General features: G+C 74.7%; 16 protein-coding genes. 2 read left to right on the top strand and 14 right to left on the bottom strand.

The features are described from left to right. Position 1 precedes the first annotated feature (1 nt). From ACH4J0_RS26975 to proC, 5 genes are all read right to left on the bottom strand, one after another. Entirely contained in the window at positions 2-100 is a 99-nt protein-coding gene (locus ACH4J0_RS26975) for a 30S ribosomal protein bS22 (protein ID WP_003948845.1), read from the bottom strand. A gap of 192 nt (positions 101-292) precedes the next feature. Then, the gene (locus ACH4J0_RS26980) at positions 293-502 is read right to left on the bottom strand and encodes a helix-turn-helix domain-containing protein (RefSeq protein ID WP_045699258.1); all 210 of its coding nucleotides are present in this window, start codon (positions 500-502) and stop codon (positions 293-295) included. A 226-nt stretch (positions 503-728) separates the two neighbouring features. Continuing rightward, on the bottom strand, positions 729-1925 hold the full coding sequence (locus ACH4J0_RS26985; RefSeq protein ID WP_396243170.1) for an acetoin utilization protein AcuC: 1197 nt from the start codon (positions 1923-1925) through the stop codon (positions 729-731). Positions 1926-1996: 71 nt separating this feature from the next. Beyond that, the gene (locus ACH4J0_RS26990) at positions 1997-3211 is read right to left on the bottom strand and encodes an MFS transporter (protein ID WP_396243171.1); all 1215 of its coding nucleotides are present in this window, start codon (positions 3209-3211) and stop codon (positions 1997-1999) included. Positions 3212-3297: 86 nt separating this feature from the next. After that, positions 3298-4125, bottom strand: a complete 828-nt coding sequence (gene proC, locus ACH4J0_RS26995) for a pyrroline-5-carboxylate reductase (RefSeq protein WP_396243172.1) — start codon at positions 4123-4125, stop codon at positions 3298-3300. A gap of 202 nt (positions 4126-4327) precedes the next feature. Between proC and ACH4J0_RS27000 the strand changes: the two genes are divergently transcribed. Then, positions 4328-4777, top strand: coding sequence for a hypothetical protein (locus ACH4J0_RS27000; RefSeq protein ID WP_396243173.1), 450 nt, complete (start codon positions 4328-4330; stop codon positions 4775-4777). 61 nt (positions 4778-4838) lie between these two features. Here the strand turns inward: ACH4J0_RS27000 and ACH4J0_RS27005 are convergent, their stop codons facing one another. The 9 genes from ACH4J0_RS27005 to ACH4J0_RS27045 all read right to left on the bottom strand — a co-directional run bounded on the left by ACH4J0_RS27005 (position 4839) and on the right by ACH4J0_RS27045 (position 16555). Then, positions 4839-5345, bottom strand: a complete 507-nt coding sequence (locus tag ACH4J0_RS27005) for a hypothetical protein (RefSeq protein ID WP_396243174.1) — start codon at positions 5343-5345, stop codon at positions 4839-4841. An 83-nt stretch (positions 5346-5428) separates the two neighbouring features. Then, positions 5429-7273, bottom strand: a complete 1845-nt coding sequence (ilvD, locus tag ACH4J0_RS27010; RefSeq protein WP_396243175.1) for a dihydroxy-acid dehydratase — start codon at positions 7271-7273, stop codon at positions 5429-5431. Positions 7274-7414: 141 nt separating this feature from the next. Continuing rightward, positions 7415-8185, bottom strand: coding sequence for a class I SAM-dependent methyltransferase (locus ACH4J0_RS27015; protein ID WP_396243176.1), 771 nt, complete (start codon positions 8183-8185; stop codon positions 7415-7417). Positions 8186-8230: 45 nt separating this feature from the next. Beyond that, on the bottom strand, positions 8231-9034 hold the full coding sequence (locus tag ACH4J0_RS27020) for a sugar phosphate isomerase/epimerase family protein (RefSeq protein WP_396243230.1): 804 nt from the start codon (positions 9032-9034) through the stop codon (positions 8231-8233). 547 nt (positions 9035-9581) lie between these two features. After that, entirely contained in the window at positions 9582-10541 is a 960-nt protein-coding gene (locus ACH4J0_RS27025) for a Ppx/GppA family phosphatase (RefSeq protein WP_396243177.1), read from the bottom strand. Between the two features lie 130 nt (positions 10542-10671). Further along, positions 10672-11529, bottom strand: a complete 858-nt coding sequence (locus tag ACH4J0_RS27030) for a glycerophosphodiester phosphodiesterase (protein WP_396243178.1) — start codon at positions 11527-11529, stop codon at positions 10672-10674. Between the two features lie 131 nt (positions 11530-11660). Next, entirely contained in the window at positions 11661-12953 is a 1293-nt protein-coding gene (locus ACH4J0_RS27035) for an SUKH-4 family immunity protein (RefSeq protein ID WP_396243179.1), read from the bottom strand. 328 nt (positions 12954-13281) lie between these two features. Further along, positions 13282-16074 carry a toxin glutamine deamidase domain-containing protein gene (locus tag ACH4J0_RS27040; protein WP_396243180.1) on the bottom strand — a complete coding sequence of 931 codons (2793 nt, stop codon included), beginning with the start codon at positions 16072-16074 and terminating at the stop codon, positions 13282-13284. Positions 16075-16102: 28 nt separating this feature from the next. Continuing rightward, positions 16103-16555: a hypothetical protein gene (locus ACH4J0_RS27045; RefSeq protein WP_396243181.1), complete on the bottom strand. Its 453-nt coding sequence runs from the start codon at positions 16553-16555 to the stop codon at positions 16103-16105. A 326-nt stretch (positions 16556-16881) separates the two neighbouring features. Between ACH4J0_RS27045 and ACH4J0_RS27050 the strand changes: the two genes are divergently transcribed. After that, positions 16882-17697, top strand: a complete 816-nt coding sequence (locus tag ACH4J0_RS27050) for a hypothetical protein (RefSeq protein WP_396243231.1) — start codon at positions 16882-16884, stop codon at positions 17695-17697. Position 17698: the final 1 nt, after the last annotated feature.

A 17698-nucleotide genomic window follows, 5' to 3' on the forward strand; every position in this document is an offset into this window, starting at 1 on the left:
CTTACTTCTTGTTGCGACGCTGAACGCGAGTGCGCTTGAGAAGCTTGCGGTGCTTCTTCTTGGCCATACGCTTGCGACGCTTCTTGATGACAGAGCCCACGGAACAACCCTCGCTCACTGAGACTCTCGTCCGTGAGAGACGGAGTCCATACGACTGACGTGAGGGCCTAGCCTACCGTCCGCGTGGCCGGGGCTGTAAATCGCACTCCCGGCAGCCGGGAAACTCACGGGAAATCGGGGGCGAACGGGGGCGCGCCCACGGCTGTGGACCCGCCCCCGCCCGACCCGTCGGCTACGCGCTCTCGAGCCGCACGTACGACTCCTTGAGGTACTCGTGCACCGCCTGCTGGGGCACCCGGAAGGACCGTCCGACCCGGATGGCCGGCAGCTCTCCGCTGTGCACCAACCGGTACACCGTCATCTTGGACACCCGCATGACCGCGGCGACCTCGGCCACGGTCAGGAAGACGACTTCCTGCAGGGGGCGCTCGACGGAACTCATGACCATCACCCGACCCTTAACCCGTGTGCAAGGCACCGGCTTCCCCTCCGGTGACTCCACCGGCACACGTGTATCCCCAGAGTAGTTATGGGTGGTACCAGTGGGAAGAGGGGAGATGCAGTCCTCGTACTGTGGGAGATAGCACCGTTGCAGTACGTAGTCGCTCGGCGGATCGCACCAGTGGGCGTACGCACGGACCGCGCGGCGCGCGGCCGGGGCGGTGGTTTCAGGCCAGCAGTCCGTGGTGGGGGAACACCGCGCGGCGGCTGGCGAGGATGGCCTGATCGAGTCGGTCCGCCGGATCGTAACCCGAGTCGAAGTCGCGCCAGGCCGGGCGCGCGCCGTCGGTCATCCGCAGCGGGGCGGGGCGGCGGGTGCGGCGGTAGACCTCGGCGCGCCAGGCCTCGGGGGTCTCGGTGGCCGGGTCGACGGGCCGGCCGGCGGCGGTGGCGACCAGGTGGGTCCAGGTGCGCGGGACGACGTCCACCACCGCGTAGCCGCCTCCACCGGTGGCCACCCAGCGGCCGCCGGCGTGCCGGTGCGCCAGCTCGTGAAGCTCCTCGGCGATCAGCCGCTGGGCGTCCACGGTGACGGCGAGGTGGGCGAGCGGGTCCTCCAGGTGGGTGTCCGCGCCGTGCTGGGTGACCAGGACCTGGGGCCGGAAGGCTTCGAGCAGTTCGGGAACCAGGGCGTGGAAGGCGCGCAGCCAGCCTGCGTCGCCGGTGCCGGCCGGCAGCGGCAGGTTGGCGGCGGAGCCGGGGGCGTCCGGGCCGCCGGTCTCGGTGGGCCAGCCGGTCTGCGGGAAGAGGGTGGCCGGGTGCTCGTGCAGCGAGACGGTGAGCACCCGGGGGTCGTTCCAGAAGGCCTCCTGGACGCCGTCGCCGTGGTGGACGTCCACGTCGACGTAGGCGACCCGCTCGACACCGAGTTCGAGCAGCCGGGCGATGGCGAGGGCCGGGTCGTTGTAGACGCAGAAACCGGAGGCCTTGCCGGGCATCGCGTGGTGCAGCCCGCCGGCGAAGTTGACGGCGTGCGGGGTCTCGCCGCGCCAGACCGCCTCGGCGGCGGCGACCGACTGACCGGCGATCAGCGCGGAGGCCGAGTGGACGGCCGGGAAGGACCAGTTGTCGTCGGTGCCGAGCCCGTGCCCCGGGTCCGACTGCTCGGGGTGCGCGGCGGCGTGCTTGACCGCCTCGACGTACTCCCGGGTGTGCACCAGTCGCAGGGTGGACTCCCCGGCTGCCGGCGCGGCCCGGACGGTCACCCCGGGCCCGGTGGCCAGCCCGAGCGCCTCGACCAGGCGCATGGTGAGCGCCAGCCGGGTCGGGTCCATCGGGTGGCCGGGGCCGAAGTCGTAGGCGGTGACGGCCTCGTCCCAGAAGAGGTGCAGGCCGCAGGGGGTGTCACGCTCGGCTTCGGGCATGGCCTCCACCGTAGTGGGTGGGGGCGCACGGGCGGCGGCCAGGGCTCGCCGACCCACGGGAAGCCCGTTCGTCAGGCGGCGGCGGGCGCCACCACCGGGGCCGGGGCGAAGCGTTCGGCCAGCGGCAGCACGGCGAGCACCAGCAGCATCGGGGCGAGCAGCGCCCAGCGGTACGAGCTCGCGTCCGCGATCGCACCGACCAGTGGCGAACCGAGCAGGAAACCGACGTAGTTGAAGAGGTTGAGCCGGGCCACGGCGGCGTCCGAGTCGGCCGGGAAGAGCCGCCCGCCGGCCGCGAACACCTGCGGGATGATCGCGCAGATGCCGAAGCCGAGCACGGTGAACGAGGCGATGCCCGCCCAGGCCGTCGGGGCCACCGCGGCCAGTCCGAAGCCGAGTGCGGCCAGTGCGGCGCCGCCGCGCACCACCGCGACCGCGCCGAAGCGCTGGACGGCGCGGTCGCCCAGGGCCCGGCCGAGCAGCATCGCGACCATGTAGCCGAGGTAGGAGAGCTTGGCCAGGTCCTCGCGGCTCCCGAGGCCGTCGGTGAGGTACTTGACGCTGTAGTTGGAGACCGAGGCGTCCGCGATGTACGCGCAGGCCATCGCCAGGCACAGCGGCAGCAGCGGGCGCCAGGGGACGGACCGGGCGGCGGCCTCGGCGGCCTCCCGGACGGCGTCGCCGAGTTCGGCCGGTCCGGCGAAGCGGGTGCCGGTCAGCACCGCGAGCGGGGCGATCACCGCCCCGGCCGTGCCGAACAGCACCGGCAGTCCCAGGTCGTAGTGCGAGCCGAGACCCGCGACGGACGCGCCGAGGATGCCGCCGAGGCTGAACGCGGCGTGGAACCCGATCATGATCGAGCGGCCGTAGCGGTGCTGGAGGCCCACCCCCAGCATGTTCATGCTGGCGTCCAACGCGCCCACCAGCAGCCCGAACGCGCCCAACGCGAGGGCGAGTTGCCACAGCGATTCGCCCAGCCCGGCGCCCGCCAGGCTGAGGCAGACCGCCGGCTGGACCACCCGCAGCACGGCCCGGGCCCCGGTGCGCTTCACCAACTGCTCGGACAGGATCGAGCCCACCCCGGCCAGGATCGGCACCGCGGCCAGGAAGACCGGCAGCAGCCCGTCGCCGAGCCCGTACCGGTGCTGGATCTCCGGGATGCAGGTGACCAGCAGCGCGAAGGTGGTGCCCTGGAGCAGGAAGCTGACGGCGAGCGCGGCCCGCCCGACGCGCAGGCCGGGCGCCATCGGGGACGGGACGGGCTGCACGGACGGCGCGGCACTCATGCGGGAACCTCGCTACTGGCCGGTACGGACGACGGTGGCCGAGAGCGTAGGGGCTGCGCCGCGATTGCGGGAGGGGTCGCGCGCGATCACTTCCCGCCGGAGGCCAGCTCCCGGGAGCGGTCCCGGGCCGCCTCCAGGGCGCCCAGCAGCGCGGCCCGCACCCCGTGGTTCTCCAGCTCGCGGATGGCCGCGATGGTCGTACCGGCCGGGGAGGTGACCGCCTCGCGCAGCTTCACCGGGTGCTCGCCGGAGTCGCGCAGCATCACCGAGGCGCCGATCGCGGACTGCACGATCAGGTCGTGCGCCACCTGCCGGGGCAGGCCGAGCAGGATGCCCGCGTCCGTCATCGCCTCCACCAGGAAGTAGAAGTAGGCCGGTCCGGAGCCGGACAGCGCGGTCGCCGCGTCCTGCTGGGACTCCGGCAGCCGCAGCGCCTTGCCGACCGAGCTGAAGATCTCCTCGGCGCGCGCCAGATGCTCCTCCCGCGCGTGCGAGCCGCCGGAGATGACGCTCATCCCTTCGTCCACCAGCACGGGCGTGTTGGGCATCACCCGGACCACCGGGGTGCCGGCCGCCAGCCGCTCCTCGAACCAGGCGGTGGGGACGCCGGCCGCCGCCGAGATCACCAGCCGGTCGGGGGTGACGTGCGGGGCCAGTTCCTCCAGCAGGGTGCCCATGTCCTGCGGCTTGACCGCCAGGATCAGGGTGTCGGCCAGCTTGGCGGCCTCGGTGTTGGAGACGGCCACCACGCCGTACCGGGCGGCGAGTTCGGCCGCACGCTCGGGCCGGCGGGCGGTCACCAGGACGTCCGACGGGGCCTTGCCGGCCCGCAGCAGACCGGAGAGCAGTGCCTCGCCGATCTTGCCGGTGCCCAGGAAGGCGATCTTCTGTCCGTGTGCTGCGCTGCTGCCCATGGTCCGCTCCTAGCCTCGGTACTGCGGCCATCCTCGCACCGTGCGGCGGGGCCCGTCGGGACCGTCCGGTCCTTGGTCCGCCGGCTGGGGAGCAAGCCCCGTTGCCCCTGGACCGGCCGGGCGGAGGCCCCGTTGCCCCTAGGGAGAAAACTCGGGGGTTTCCCCTATGGCCTCCCGGCCCGGGCGGGCGCACCGTGGAGCCATGGCACACGACGGAATGTCCCGACGAGAGAACCGGCAACTCGCCGTCGCCTCGGCGACGGTGGGCCCGTGGCGGACGGCCGCGGGAGTCGGTGCGGTGGTGGGGGCGACGGCCCTGGGGATCGAGGCGATCTCCGGTGGCTGGTCGCTGAGCATGCTGGCCCAACCGGCCGGCTGGGGCCTGTTCTTCTTCTTCCTGGTCGGCTGGGCGGGCAACCAGCTGCGCGGGGACGGCGGCGACCGTCGGCTGAAGCGGTGGGCGCGGGAACACCCGTGGCAGTCGGCGCTCCCGGCGGCCGGCGGGCTGCTCGTGCTGAACACGGTGGCGCAGATGTTCCTCGGCGACGAGGGCCTGTTCGGCGCGCTCCTCCTGTCGCTCGTCCCGGCCGCCGTCCTGCTGGGGATCGCCGGCGTGGTGCACGGGGTGAAGCAGGCCCGCGGCAAGGGCTGACGGCGCCTTTCCGGACGAACGGCGGTGAACCCCGCGGCCGCGCACACGCCGCGAGTGGGGGTCAGCGCCTGCGCTTGGCGCCGGGCCGACCGCTGCGGCCGGCCCGGCGCTTGCCGTACTGCTCGACGGCCCGCTCGTGGGCGGCGCGCTTGGCCCCCTCGCCGGGGGCCTCGACCAGGCTGCGGGCGAAGTAGGCGGCCAGGCTGCCGGCCCCGCCGATCAGCCAGACGGCGCCGAGCGACTTCTCCTCGGCCATCCAGCCGGTCAGCTGGTCCTTGCCTTCCGTGAGCACCTTCCAGGTGCGCCGGACGGCCATCATCGAACAGACCGCGATCGCGGCGGTCAGCAGGCCGTTCAGGAAGCCTCCGCTGTCGGAGAGCGCGACGCCCTCGACGCCGAAGCGCAGCACCAGCACGGCGGCGGCGGTGGCGACCAGGGCGCCGGCCGAGACGCCGACCCGGCGCAGCCAGTAGCCGTTGTCCCGGTTGACCCAGGTGGTGCCGAAGAAGCGGATCGGCTCCGGCTCGGGGGCGCCGGCGGGCTCGGGGGTGGGGGGCTGCTCGCTCACGTCGTCGATTATCACCCGAGCGGCACGTCCGACGGAGGAGCCGTCCCGGACGGCGGGACGGCTCCTCCTGGGAGTGGTCGGGCTCAGCCGAGCTTGCTGACGTCCCGGACGGCGCCCTTGTCGGCCGAGGTGGCCATCGCCGCGTAGGCCCGCAGCGCCTGGCTGACCTGGCGCTCGCGCTTCTTCGGCCGGTAGCCGTCCGCGGCCTCCAGCGCGCGGCGGCGCTCGGCGAGGACCTCGGCCGGCACCTCCAGGGAGATCGTCCGGGCCGGGATGTCGATGGCGATGGTGTCCCCGTCCTCGACCAGGGCGATGGTGCCGCCGGAGGCGGCCTCCGGGGAGGCGTGGCCGATGGACAGGCCCGAGGTGCCGCCGGAGAAGCGGCCGTCGGTGATCAGCGCGCAGGCCTTGCCGAGGCCGCGGCCCTTGAGGAAGGAGGTCGGGTAGAGCATCTCCTGCATGCCGGGGCCGCCCTTGGGGCCCTCGTAGCGGATGACGACGACGTCGCCCTCCTTGACCCGCTTGGCGAGGATCGCCTCGACCGCGTCCTCCTGGGACTCGCAGACCACCGCCGGCCCGCTGAAGGTCCAGATCGACTCGTCGACGCCGGCGGTCTTCACGATGCAGCCGTCCTCGGCGAGGTTGCCGTACAGCACGGCGAGGCCGCCCTCGACCGAGTAGGCGTGCTCGACGCTGCGGATGCAGCCCTTGGCGGCGTCGGTGTCCAGCGACTCCCAGCGCTCGGACTGCGAGAAGGCCTCGGCGGAGCGCTTGCAGCCGGGTGCGGCGTGCCACAGCTCGACGGCTTCGGCGGAGGGCGAACCGCCGCGCACGTCCCAGGTCTTGAGCCACTCGGCGAGCGAGTCGGAGTGCACGGTGTGGACGTCCTCGTTGAGCAGCCCGCCCCGGTACAGCTCGCCGAGGATGGCCGGGATGCCGCCGGCCCGGTGCACGTCCTCCATGTAGTACGAGCCGTTGGGCGCGACCTTGGAGAGGCAGGGCACCTTGCGGGAGATCGCGTCGATGGCCCGCATGTCGAAGTCCAGCTCCGCCTCCTGGGCGGCGGCGAGCAGGTGGAGGATGGTGTTGGTCGAGCCGCCCATGGCGATGTCCAGGGCCATGGCGTTCTCGAACGCGGCGCGCCCGGCGATCGAGCGCGGCAGCACCGAGGCGTCGTCCTGGCCGTAGTGGCGGTTGGCGATCTCGACGACCGTCCGTCCGGCGTTCTCGTACAGCGCCCGGCGGGCGGTGTGCGTGGCGAGCACCGAGCCGTTGCCGGGCAGCGAGAGGCCGATCGCCTCGGTGAGGCAGTTCATCGAGTTGGCGGTGAACATGCCGGAGCAGGAGCCGCAGGTGGGGCAGGCGTTCTCCTCGATGATCGCGATGTCCTCGTCGGAGACGTTCTCGTTGACCGCCTGGGAGATCGCGTCGATCAGGTCCAGCTTGCGCACGGTGCCGTCGACCAGGGTGGCCTTGCCGGCCTCCATCGGCCCACCGGAGACGAAGACGGTCGGGATGTTGAGGCGCAGCGCGGCCATCAGCATGCCGGGGGTGATCTTGTCGCAGTTGGAGATGCAGATCAGGGCGTCGGCGCAGTGGGCGTTGACCATGTACTCGACCGAGTCGGCGATCAGGTCGCGCGAGGGCAGCGAGTAGAGCATGCCGCCGTGGCCCATCGCGATGCCGTCGTCCACGGCGATGGTGTTGAACTCGCGCGGGATGCCGCCCGCCCGCTTGATCGCCTCGGAGACGATCCGGCCGACCGGCTGGAGGTGGGTGTGGCCGGGGACGAACTCGGTGAAGGAGTTGGCGACCGCGATGATCGGCTTGCCGAAGTCCTCGCGGGCTACGCCGGCGGCCCGGAGAAGCGCCCGGGCGCCTGCCATGTTGCGACCGTGGGTGACGGTACGGGACCTCAGCTCGGGCACTGTGCTCCACTCCTTCGGGGCTGTCGCCGGCGCCCCGCCGGCGAGGAGGGTGCGGGGGCCGTTGTGGCTTACGAGCCTACGCCCGCCGTCCGGCCGGCGGACCGCCCGTCCGCGATGCGGGCAGTCCGCGGGCCCGGTGGGTCAGCCCCGCTTGACGGCCACGGTGACGTCCAGGGTGAACGGCTCGACCACCACGCCGTCCGGGAACTCGGCGAGCATGGCCTCCCGTTCGACGGCCAGCACGGGTGCGCGCTCCTCGGGGCCGAGCGAGGCCAGGTAGGAGCGCGAGGTGAGGTCGGTCAGCACGTGCTCGACGGTGAGCTGCCGCTCCCAGCGCAGCACCGCCCGTTCGACGGCCAGGCCGGCCGGGGCGAAGTGGCTGGTGTGGGCGCTGATCCCGCCGTAGCCGTGGTAGCGGTCGGGGAGGGCGGCGGCCATCCGCTCGGCCCGGGCCCGGACCCACGGCACGGTCTCGTCCTGCACGTTCCACCAGGTGGCGAGGGCCCCGCCGGGCCGCAGCACCCGGATCGCCTCGGGGACGGACCGCTCGGGGTGGGTCCAGTGGAAGGCCTGGGCGTAGGTGATCAGGTCGGCGGACGCGTCGTGGAAGGGCAGGTCGTCGCCGTCGCCGCGGACCAGCGGCAGGGTGGGCGAGGAGAGCAGGAACTGGGCGGCCATGCCGTCGCTGGGATCGACCGCGACGACGTCCGCGCCCCGGGCGGCCAGCAGCCGGGTGGCGATGCCGGTGCCGGCGCCGACGTCCAGGACCCTGGCCTCCTTGAGGCTCCGGCCCCAGAGTCGCTCCACCGTGTCGAACAGCTCGTCGGGGTAGCCGGGACGGCCCCGGTCGTACTCGGCGGCGACCGCGCCGAAGCTCAGGGCGACCTCGCGGTGGTTCCGACTCCCCGTCATCCGTCCCCCTTGGTGCGGAAGTTGGGGCCCGGTCGGGCCCGCGGGTCAGCGTACGCGCGAGGGGGTGGCCAGGTGCAAGCGGGTGAAGGCGAGGGCCTCGGCGAGATCGGCCTCGCGTTCGGCGGGGGACGCGGAGCGGCGGGTGTTGACCTCCAGCACCACGTGGCCGTCGAAGCCGGTGCGGGCGAGGTGCTCCAGGAACTCGGCGCAGGGCTGCTTGCCCCGGCCCGGGATCAGGTGCTCGTCCTTGCCGGAGCCGCTGCCGTCGGCCAGGTGGACGTGGGCGAGCCGGTCGCCCATCCGCTCGACCATGGCGAAGGCGTCGATCCGGGAGGTGGCGACGTGCGAGAGGTCGATGGTGAAGTGCCGGTAGTCCTCGTCGGTGACGTCCCAGCCGGGCGAGTAGGCCAGCACCTCGCGGTCGCGGTAGCGCCACGGGTACATGTTCTCGACGGCGAAGCGGACGTCGGTCTCGCCCGCCATCCGGTTGATGCCCTCGACGAACTCCCGGGCGTACTGCCGCTGCCAGCGGAACGGCGGGTGGACGACGACGGCGCTCGCGCCGAGCTTCTCGGCCGCCGCCCGGGCCCGGACCAGCTTGGTCCACGGGTCGGTGGTCCAGACCCGCTGGGTGATCAGCAGGCAGGGCGCGTGCACGGCCAGGATCGGCAGCTGGTGGGCGTCGGAGAGCCTGCGCAGGGCCTCCAGGTCCTGGCTGACCGGGTCGTTCCAGACCATCACCTCGACCCCGTCGTAGCCGAGCTTGGCGGCCAGCTCGAAGGCGACGGCGGTGCTCGCCGGGTACACGGACGCGGTGGACAGCACCACCTTGGTGTCCGGGATGTGCAGGGCCGGGTGCCGGGGCAGCACCAGCCGGTCGGTGGTGCGCAGCAGCGGCGGGCGGGCGGCGTCGCGCTTGGCGGCCTTGACCGAGCGGACGGACTGGACGGCGGCCTTGGCGGCGCCGGCGGCCCGGGCGGTGCGGGTCTCCTTGGGCGGCTGCCGGGGGGTGTCGGGCGTCTTGGCGGCGGCGGGCTCCGCCGTCTTCCCGGTGGCCTTCGTGGCCTTCCCGGTGGCCTTCTTCGCGGTGCGCTGGGCCGCCTTGACCGCCTTCACGGCCTTGGTGGGCTTGTCGGCCTTGGCGGCCTTGGCGATGTGCGCCGCGGTGGCATCCTTGACCGCCTTGCCGAGCGCCGCCTTGCCGAGCCGGCCGCGCGGGCCCGTCGGCCGCGGCTGCCCGTCCGCTCCGGGAGCGCGGTCCTCCTGCGTTCCGTCCTCGCCCGCTGGTTGCACCACGGGAGACAGCGTAAGCGGAGCACGCACCGAACGGGGCGGGATGCCCGGCGGCGTGACCACCGGCACGCCCGGGTGGCCGTGCCCCCGGGGTCGGCCGCGCCTACGGAGTGAGCGCGGGTCGGCGCTCGCCGGGACTGTTCATGGCGTCCAGCTGGCGCAGGATGATGCCCTCGCGCAGCGCCCAGGGGCAGACGTCCAGCTCCTCCAGCCCGAACAGGTCCATCGCGGCGTCGGCGACCAGCGCCCCGGCCAGCAACTGCTTGGCCCGGCCCTCGGAGACGCCGGGGATCTGCGCGCGCTCGGCGACGGTCATCGCGGACAGCCGCGGCAGCCAGGCGGACAGCCCGCCGCGGGTGAGCCGGCGGTCGGCGTACGGCCCGGCGTCGGCGGGGGCGGCGCCGGTCATCCGGGCCAGCTGCTTGAAGGTCTTGGAGGTGGCGACGGCGTGCTGCGGCGGGCCGAGCCGGGAGATCTCGCTGACCACGTGGGCTATCTCGGCCCGGATGTGCCGCCGCAGCTCGCGCAGCCGGTCCGGCTCGGCGACGTCCCCGGGCAGCCAGCGGGCGGTCAGCCGGCCGGCGCCCAGCGGCAGCGAGCAGGCGACGTCCGGCTGCTCGTCCAGGCCGCAGGCGATCTCCAGCGAGCCGCCGCCGATGTCCAGGTTGAGCAGCCGGCCCGAGGACCAGCCGAACCAGCGGCGGACGGCCAGGAAGGTGAGCCGGGCCTCGTCCTGCCCGGAGAGCACCCGCAGTTCGACCCCGGTCTCGTCGGCGATCCGGCGCAGCACCTGTTCGCCGTTGGCGGCCTCGCGCACCGCGGAGGTGGCGAACGGCAGGATGTCGACCACGCCCTTGTCCTCGGCGACCCGCAGCGAGGAGTCGATGTGCCCGATCAGCCGTTCGACCCCGGCCTCGCTGATCGCGCCGGACTCGTCCAGCAGCTCGGCCAGGCGCAGCTCGGCCTTGTGCGAGTATGCGGCGATCGGGGCGGCACCCGGATGGGCGTCGACCACGAGGAAGTGGACCGTGTTGGAACCTACGTCGAGCACACCGAGTCGCATAACTCTCCACGCTACGCGATTCGGGCGGCCAGGAGATCGGTTGCGACGGCATTCGCGCTGGTCCTGGTCGTTTCCGACCGTTCCCAACCTTTCCGGGTGCGATCGCTGACCGTTGTTCGGTGATCGCCGGTCAGTGGCCGCGGGATCCGGCCCGGTGCTCGGTGCGGCAGTTGGCGTCCACCCAGCGGCGGGCCGGTCCCGGGGTGTCGGTGATCAGACCGTCGGCGTCCCGGGCGGCCATCAGCTGCCAGGCGTCCTCGCCGTCCAGCGTCCAGACGTAGACCTCGCGCCCGGCCCTGCGCTCGGCGGCGATGCGGGCCGCGGTGGCCAGACCGGTGTCCAGGGCGATCCCGTTCAGCTTCAGGTCCTTCGGGTCCTCGGCGATCCCGCCGCTCTGGATCAGCACCACCGGCAGGGCGGGCGCCACGGCGTGGGCCTGGCGCAGGTGGTCGACCGAGAAGGAGTACAGGACGACGTGCGCCTTGCTGCCGGCCGCGATCCGGGCGATCCGGGCGACGTCCTCGGCGCGCTGCCACTTGATCTCCATCAGCAGCGTGGCACTGCTGTCGGAGAGCCGCGTGAGCAGTTCCTCCAGGGTCGGGACGGACTGGGCCGGGCCGGGGCCGACGGTCACCCGCAGGGCGGCGACCTGGGCGGCGGTCAGGTCGGCGACCGCGCCCTTGCCGTCGGTGGTGCGGTCCACGGTGGGGTCGTGCATCAGCACCGGGACGCCGTCCCGGGTGGTCTGGACGTCGGTCTCCAGCCAGTCGGCGCCCTGGTCGAGAGCGGTCTCGAAGGAGGCCATGGTGTTCTCGGGCGCGTTGAACGGCGCACCGCGGTGGCCGATCACCACCGGGGCCCCGCACACCGCCGGCGCGACGGCCGAACGGGCCCGGAGCGCGGGGGCGCCGCCCTCGGCGCAGCCGGCGGCCAGGACCGCGAGCGCGGCGAGGACGGCCGTTCGGGCGGCGCGGGGCGGGGCGGTCACGGCTCGGTGCTCCAGCTGCTGCTTCGGTGGCTCGGGGCGCCCGGTTCCGGGCTCGCCTGGTTCGTGGTCATCTGACCGCTCTGACAACTCCGCGACGGTGTCCGGTTCCCGGAGCCGCTGCGTGAGGTCGATCAGAGCAGGCCGTCCCACAACTGTTCCACGATGACGGCCCACCAGTTCTCCGGATCGCCGTAGACCGTACCGTCCAGCTCCGCCAGTCCCCGCTGCAGGGCGTCCACCGCCGCGCCCGCGGCCGCCGGGTCCAGCCCGCGCAGGGTGGGCCACCAGCCGGCGAACAGCTCCAGGCAGCGGACGAAGGCGCGCAGGTCGGCGTTGCAGTGGCGGGCCGTCGCGTAGTCCGGGTCGACCGCCCGGACGGTGCCCGGTCCGGTGCCCAGGGTGATCAGCGCCCAGCCGTCCGTGCCCAGCACCAGCTGCCCGGCGAGCGCCGACCGTTCCCGCTCGGCCACCCGGGTGCCGCGGCCCAGCGCCGCGAGGTACGGGGCGAGCGGCGGCAGGACGGTACCGGGGCGGGAGCCGTCCGCGATCGCCTCCGCTCCCGGGTGGTGCAGCGCGAAGAACCCGTCCACCGCCTTCGGCACACCGGCCGCCAGCAGCAGCGCGGCCGCTTCCTCCGGCAGTTGCGCGCGCGCCGTGTCCGCCGGGTCGAAGCGCTGCACGCCCGCCGGCCCGAAGCGCCGGACCAGCCGCTCCGCCAGGGCGGCGTCCGGCTCCCCCGGCGCCGGCGGCACCGCGCGCGGGAACGGCACCCGGTTGCGGCCCGGCCCGTCCGGCACGGCGGGCAACCCCCGCACGGCGGCTGCCCGGTGGTCGAAGCGCGGCCCGTACGGGAGCTCGTACTCCAGTCGGGCGTGCGGCAGTTCGGCCGCCAGCAGGTAGGACCAGTAGCCGCCGGGCAGGGCGCTCAGCCGCAGGTCGGTCCGCACCGACAGCACGTCCTCGGCCGGGATCCCCTGCTCGCGCAGCCACCACCAGCCGCGCAGCGCCGGATGCGGCAGCCCGGCGGACGAACGCAGCGCCAGCGCACGGGTCGCGCCGGTGGCGTCCCGGTACGTCAGCTCGGCCCGGGCACCCCGGCCGGTGGCCGGCGGCCCGGTCGGGTCGTAGCCGCCCGCGCCCACGAAGTCCCGGTAGAGCCCGACCACTTCGTCCACCGGCACCGAGGGCCACACCGTGAACCGCCCGCTCTCCCGGTCCACCACGGCACATCCGGCCCCCACCTCCCCGGGCGCCCGCCGCTCCCCGGTCCGCGGATCCACCTCCACCCGCGGCGGCTCCGCCCACACCACCCACCCGAGCTCGAACTCGTGCGCGCACACCCGGCGCACCGCCCCGGCCCCCTGCGGCAGGTCCCCGTTGATCCACCGATGCCCCGCCTCCACCGCCTGCGCCCGCGAGATCACCCGTCCACCCCCCTCATCGATTCGGACCCCACGATCATCCGACCCCTGCCGGCTACCGGCGGAGTCCACCGGGGGAGGACGCCGGCACCGGTACCGGTCCCGTCCACCGGGAACCTCCGGCCCCCGGTCGACCTCCGCGAGGACGCCTTGCCGCCACCTGAGCGTGCCGGCACCGGACCGACCCGGTATGCACTCGGCGCCGCTGCGCCGTGATGCGGGACTGGTGGAGTACGCAGTGAACGAAGGGCAGGATCCGCTGCGGATCCACGTCTCCGGCATCCTTCGAGTGGACTGGTCGAAGCGCCTTGGCACGGTCGGTTCACCACAGTCACCCGACCGCCACCAGGTCCAGGGGGCGGCCCTCCGGAGTGAGGGCGACGGCCCAGAGGCCCTGGGTGGCGGGGTGGAGGGGGGTGGGGCTGTGGCGGGCGAGCTGGTGGTCGAGGTAGGTGACGGTGTCCTGGTGGTTGACGGCGTTCCAGGCGTGGGGGCGGCCGTAGGCGTCGAGGGTGAGGAGGACGGCCTGGGCACCGTGGCCGGCGCGGCGGAGCTCGTCGGCGAGACGGGTGAAGGCCTGGCCGCCGTCGCCGAGGTCGCGGAAGGGGGCGCCGAGTTCGCGTTCGGCGCGGTCACGGCCGCCCCGTTCGCCGGCGTCGCCCCCGGCGGGGACGCGCGGGGCCGCGCAGGTGGGGTGACCGGTGTAGGTGTCGACGGCGGAGAGGGCGATCTCCATGCTGTTGTTGGCCCGGCCGGGTTCACCGTAGCCGCCCGCGTTGACGGCTTCGGGCCAGCCGCCGGCGGCCGGGTCGGGGTGGCGGGCGGGCAGGCCGTCCTCGTCGCGCGGCACCCGGCGTTCGAGTTCGGCCTGGTGCTCGGGGTCGACCGGGCCGAGTCCGCCGGGCAGGCCGTACGGGCGGCTGTCCGCGATGGTGCGCAGCCGGAGTTCCGGGCCGTCGGCGATCGGGCCGCGCCGGGCGCGCAGGGCGAGCCGGAGGGCCGTGGCGTGCGCGGTGGCGACCGGGACGGCGCCCCAGGCGAGGGCCGGGTCGGCGAGGGCGGCGGCGCTGTCCCGGCGGCGGCCGTCGGTGTGGTGCGGCTCGGGTCGGCCGAGGACGGGGGCGGGGGCGACGATCGGCGGTTCGACCGGGCCCGGGGCCGGGGCGGCCGGGGCGGCCGGGCCCGGGGCGGCCGGGCCCGGGGCGGCACCCGCCGGGGTGCGGGGCACGCCCGGTCGGGGCTCGGGCCCGGGCTGGGGTCCGCCGGCCACGGGTGCGCCGGCGGTAGGGGAGCCGCCGACGGGCGTGCCCGCGCCGATGCCGCTGCCGAAGGGCGCGGCCACGTGCGCCGGGTACCCGGCGCCGGTCGCGAGCGGGCCGGGTCCGACGGTGCCCACGGCGCCGACCGTGCCGATCCCCGGGTAGCCGCCCGAGTAGGCCGGTGTCCCGAACTGGCCGGGCACGCCGACCGCTCCGACCGGCCGGACGACCGGGGGCGCGTCCGGGGTCGGACCGTACGCCGGACCGTACGCGGGGCCGTACGCCGGGCCGCCGACGGAGGGCTGGGCGACGGGCGCGGGCGGGGCGCTCACCGAGTCGGTCCGCACCGTCACCGGCACGCCGCCGCTGCCGCCGTTGTGGCTGGGAGCCTGGAGGGGGTAGTCCCCGTCGGACCGGCTCGCCGCCACCGGTCCGCCGCCCTGGTGCGCGGTCACCCGTACCGACGGGCCGTCGTCCCGCGCCGGCGGCGACCAGTCGGCGGCGGCCGTCACGGCCCGGTGCGAGCCGCCGTAGGAGGGGCCCGACGTCGCGGCCGGCGCGGTGTGGACCGCCGGATCGGCCGCCGGGGCCACGGAGGGAACGGCGGCCGGAACCGCCGACGGGTCCACGGCGGGGTCCACGGCGGGGAGCGAAGCGGAGACCGCGGAAGGGACCGCCGTCGGGTCCACCGGCGGCACCACGGCCGACGCCGGCACCGCTCCCGGCACCTTCGGACCGCCCCCGGCGTCGCGCGGGTCGGTGACGTCGGTGACGTCGGTGACGTCGGTGAGGTCGGCGAGCGGCAGCCCGTGCAGGTCCTCGCCCTTCGGGTCGGTGAGCACCGGCTGCCCGTGCGCGTCCAGCCGGACGGCCAGGTCGGCCACGCCGACCACCGGCTTGCCGTCCGGCCCGGTGACGACGAGCAGCCCGCCCGCGTCGGCCACCGGCGTGCCGTCGGGGCGCAGGATGACCGGCTTGCCGTCGGGGCCCAGGACGGGCTGCCCGTGGTCGTCGAGCTTGACGCTGAGCCCGGGCACGCCGACCAGCGGCTTGCCGTCCTGCCCGGAGAGGACGATCAGTCCGGTGCCGTCCCCGCCGAGCACGCCGGGCTCGCCGAGGGCGGCGGGCAGTCCGGCGGCGAGCGGGTCGAAGCCGCCCTTGGTGCGGTAGGAGGCGGTGGTGACGCCCGTGCCGGACGCGGTGCCGAGCCGCAGCAGGGCGACGGCGGCCGGTTCCTTGAGCGCGTCGGCCAGGGCGTCCTTCATGCTGCGGCCGAGTTCGACGAGCAGCCCGGCGATCTTCAGCGCGGCGGTCTCCACCGCGACGGCCTCGACGCCCGCGGCGACCTGCGTGGTGGTCGCGTTCTTCACGCCGTCCGCGAAGCCCGCGACGGACTTCTCCAGTCCGCCGAAGGCCCCGGTCCGCCCGGTCCGCCCGGCGTCCTCGGCGACCACGGCCGCGGTCTGCCGCACGTCGGCGGCCTGCTCCCGGGCCTGCTCGAGCTCGGCGGCCAGGTTCTGCAGGGTGGCGATGATCTCGGCCTTGCAGCCGTCGACCGACTGGGCCGCGGCGTCGAAGGCGGTGGCGACCAGCCCGACGGCCGTGTGCGCGTCCTCCAGGTGGCCCTTGCCGCCGTCGCTGTACGTCCGCCAGTACGCCGTGAAGGAGTCGACGGCGTGGCCGGAGTTGTCGGCGGCCACCCGCTGGACGGACTCCCCGCCGCGGCGGGTGATCCGCTCGGCCTCGGCGGCGAACTCCCGCCAGTGCGCGGCCGCCTTGCGCAGGGCCTCCTCGTCGGCCTGCGGCCACGGGTGGCCGGTCCTGGCCAGGAGCGGGACCAGTTCCTCGGGCAGTTTCCGGGACACGCGCTTCTCCCCCTTCGAGCCGGGCCGTTCAGACCGACATGTCCTGGGGGACGGCCGGTGCCGCCCCCGGGGTTGCCCCGGATCCCGAATACACCGCAGGCCGGGCGACGGACCCCGGCGTGCCGGTCACGGAGCCCGGGCTCCCGCCGAAGCCGTCCGCCGTCGAGGTGTCGGTGTCCGTGGTCCGCTCCGCCATCGTGTGCAGCCCGGTGCCGACCTGCCCGACCTGCCCGGCCAACGCCCTCAGCCCGCCGAGGAGCTCACCGTGCGCCGGGCCGTACACGGCGGCGAACGCGCCGCCCGGCTGGTCGGCGCCCCAGGGCGTGCCGAGCGCGCCGAGGCCCTTCTCCAGGGTGCTCACGGCCTTGCCGAGTTCGCGTCCGAGCTTCTCGAACTCCCGCCCCTCGCCGTGCAGTTCCCACGGCTTGATGACGAACGCGCCGCTCCCGCCGTCGGACGTCCCGGTGCTGCCGCCTGCCATCCCCGTACCTCCCCGTAGCGGACTGGCCGCCATCCTAGGCACCAGTCCGGCCGCGCCCGCACCGACAGCCGGACCTCTTCACCCCGCCTTCACCCCCGACCGGAGCCCGACCGGATCCGCTCGCGGCCCGCCCCACGCCCGCCCCACACCCGCCCCACGCCCGCCCCACACCCGCCCCACACCCGCCCCACGCCCGCCACCCGCAGCGCCCAACCGGCCCGTACGGCCCCGTGAAGCTCTACCCTTGCCGGGTGGCACCAGCAGAAACGTCCAAGAAGAAGGCCAAGGCGAAGCCCGAGGCCTCCCCCGCCCCCGTCGACCTCGCGATGCCGACCCTGCGCCGCGAGATCCCGCGCGACGAGGTCCCGCTCGACTTCCCGCGCGCCTGGGTCGAGTTCGCCGACCCCGCCGACGACGAGCAGGTCTTCCGCTGCGACCTCACCTGGCTGACCTCCCGCTGGTCCTGCGTCTTCGGCCAGGGCTGCCACGGCATCCGCGAGGGCCGCGGCGAGTCGGACGGCTGCTGCACCCTGGGCGCCCACTACTCGGACGAGGACGACGAGAAGCGCGTCCTGGAGCACGCGGCGCGGCTGACGCCCGAGCTGTGGGAGAACTTCGCCGAGGGCACCGACGCCAAGGGCCGGATCAGGTCCGACGGCGGCATCACCATGCTGGACGAGGACGGCGACCGCCAGACCCGCCGGGTCAACGGCGCCTGCATCTTCGTGAACAGCCCCGGCTTCGCGGGCGGCGCCGGCTGCGCCTTGCACGCGCTCGCCCTCAAGGAGGGCCGGGAGCCTCTGGAGACCAAGCCGGACGTCTGCTGGCAGCTGCCGATCCGCCGCACCTACGACTGGATCGACCGCCCCGACGACACCCGCTACCTCCAGGTCTCGATCGGCGAGTACGACCGCCGCGGCTGGGGCCCGGGCGGCCACGACCTGCACTGGTGGTGCACCGGCGCCCCGGCCGCCCACCAGGGCGCGGAGCCGGTGTACGTCAGCTACCGCCCCGAGCTCACCGAGCTGATGGGCAGGGAGGCGTACGAGGTGCTGGCCCGGCTGTGCGAGGAGCGGATCGCCACCAAGGGCGACCGCAAGGTGGCCCCGCACCCGGCGGACCCGGCCAGGAAGAAGAAGTAGC

Source organism: Kitasatospora sp. NPDC017646 (assembly GCF_044329365.1).
Classification (GTDB): Bacteria; Actinomycetota; Actinomycetes; order Streptomycetales; family Streptomycetaceae; genus Kitasatospora.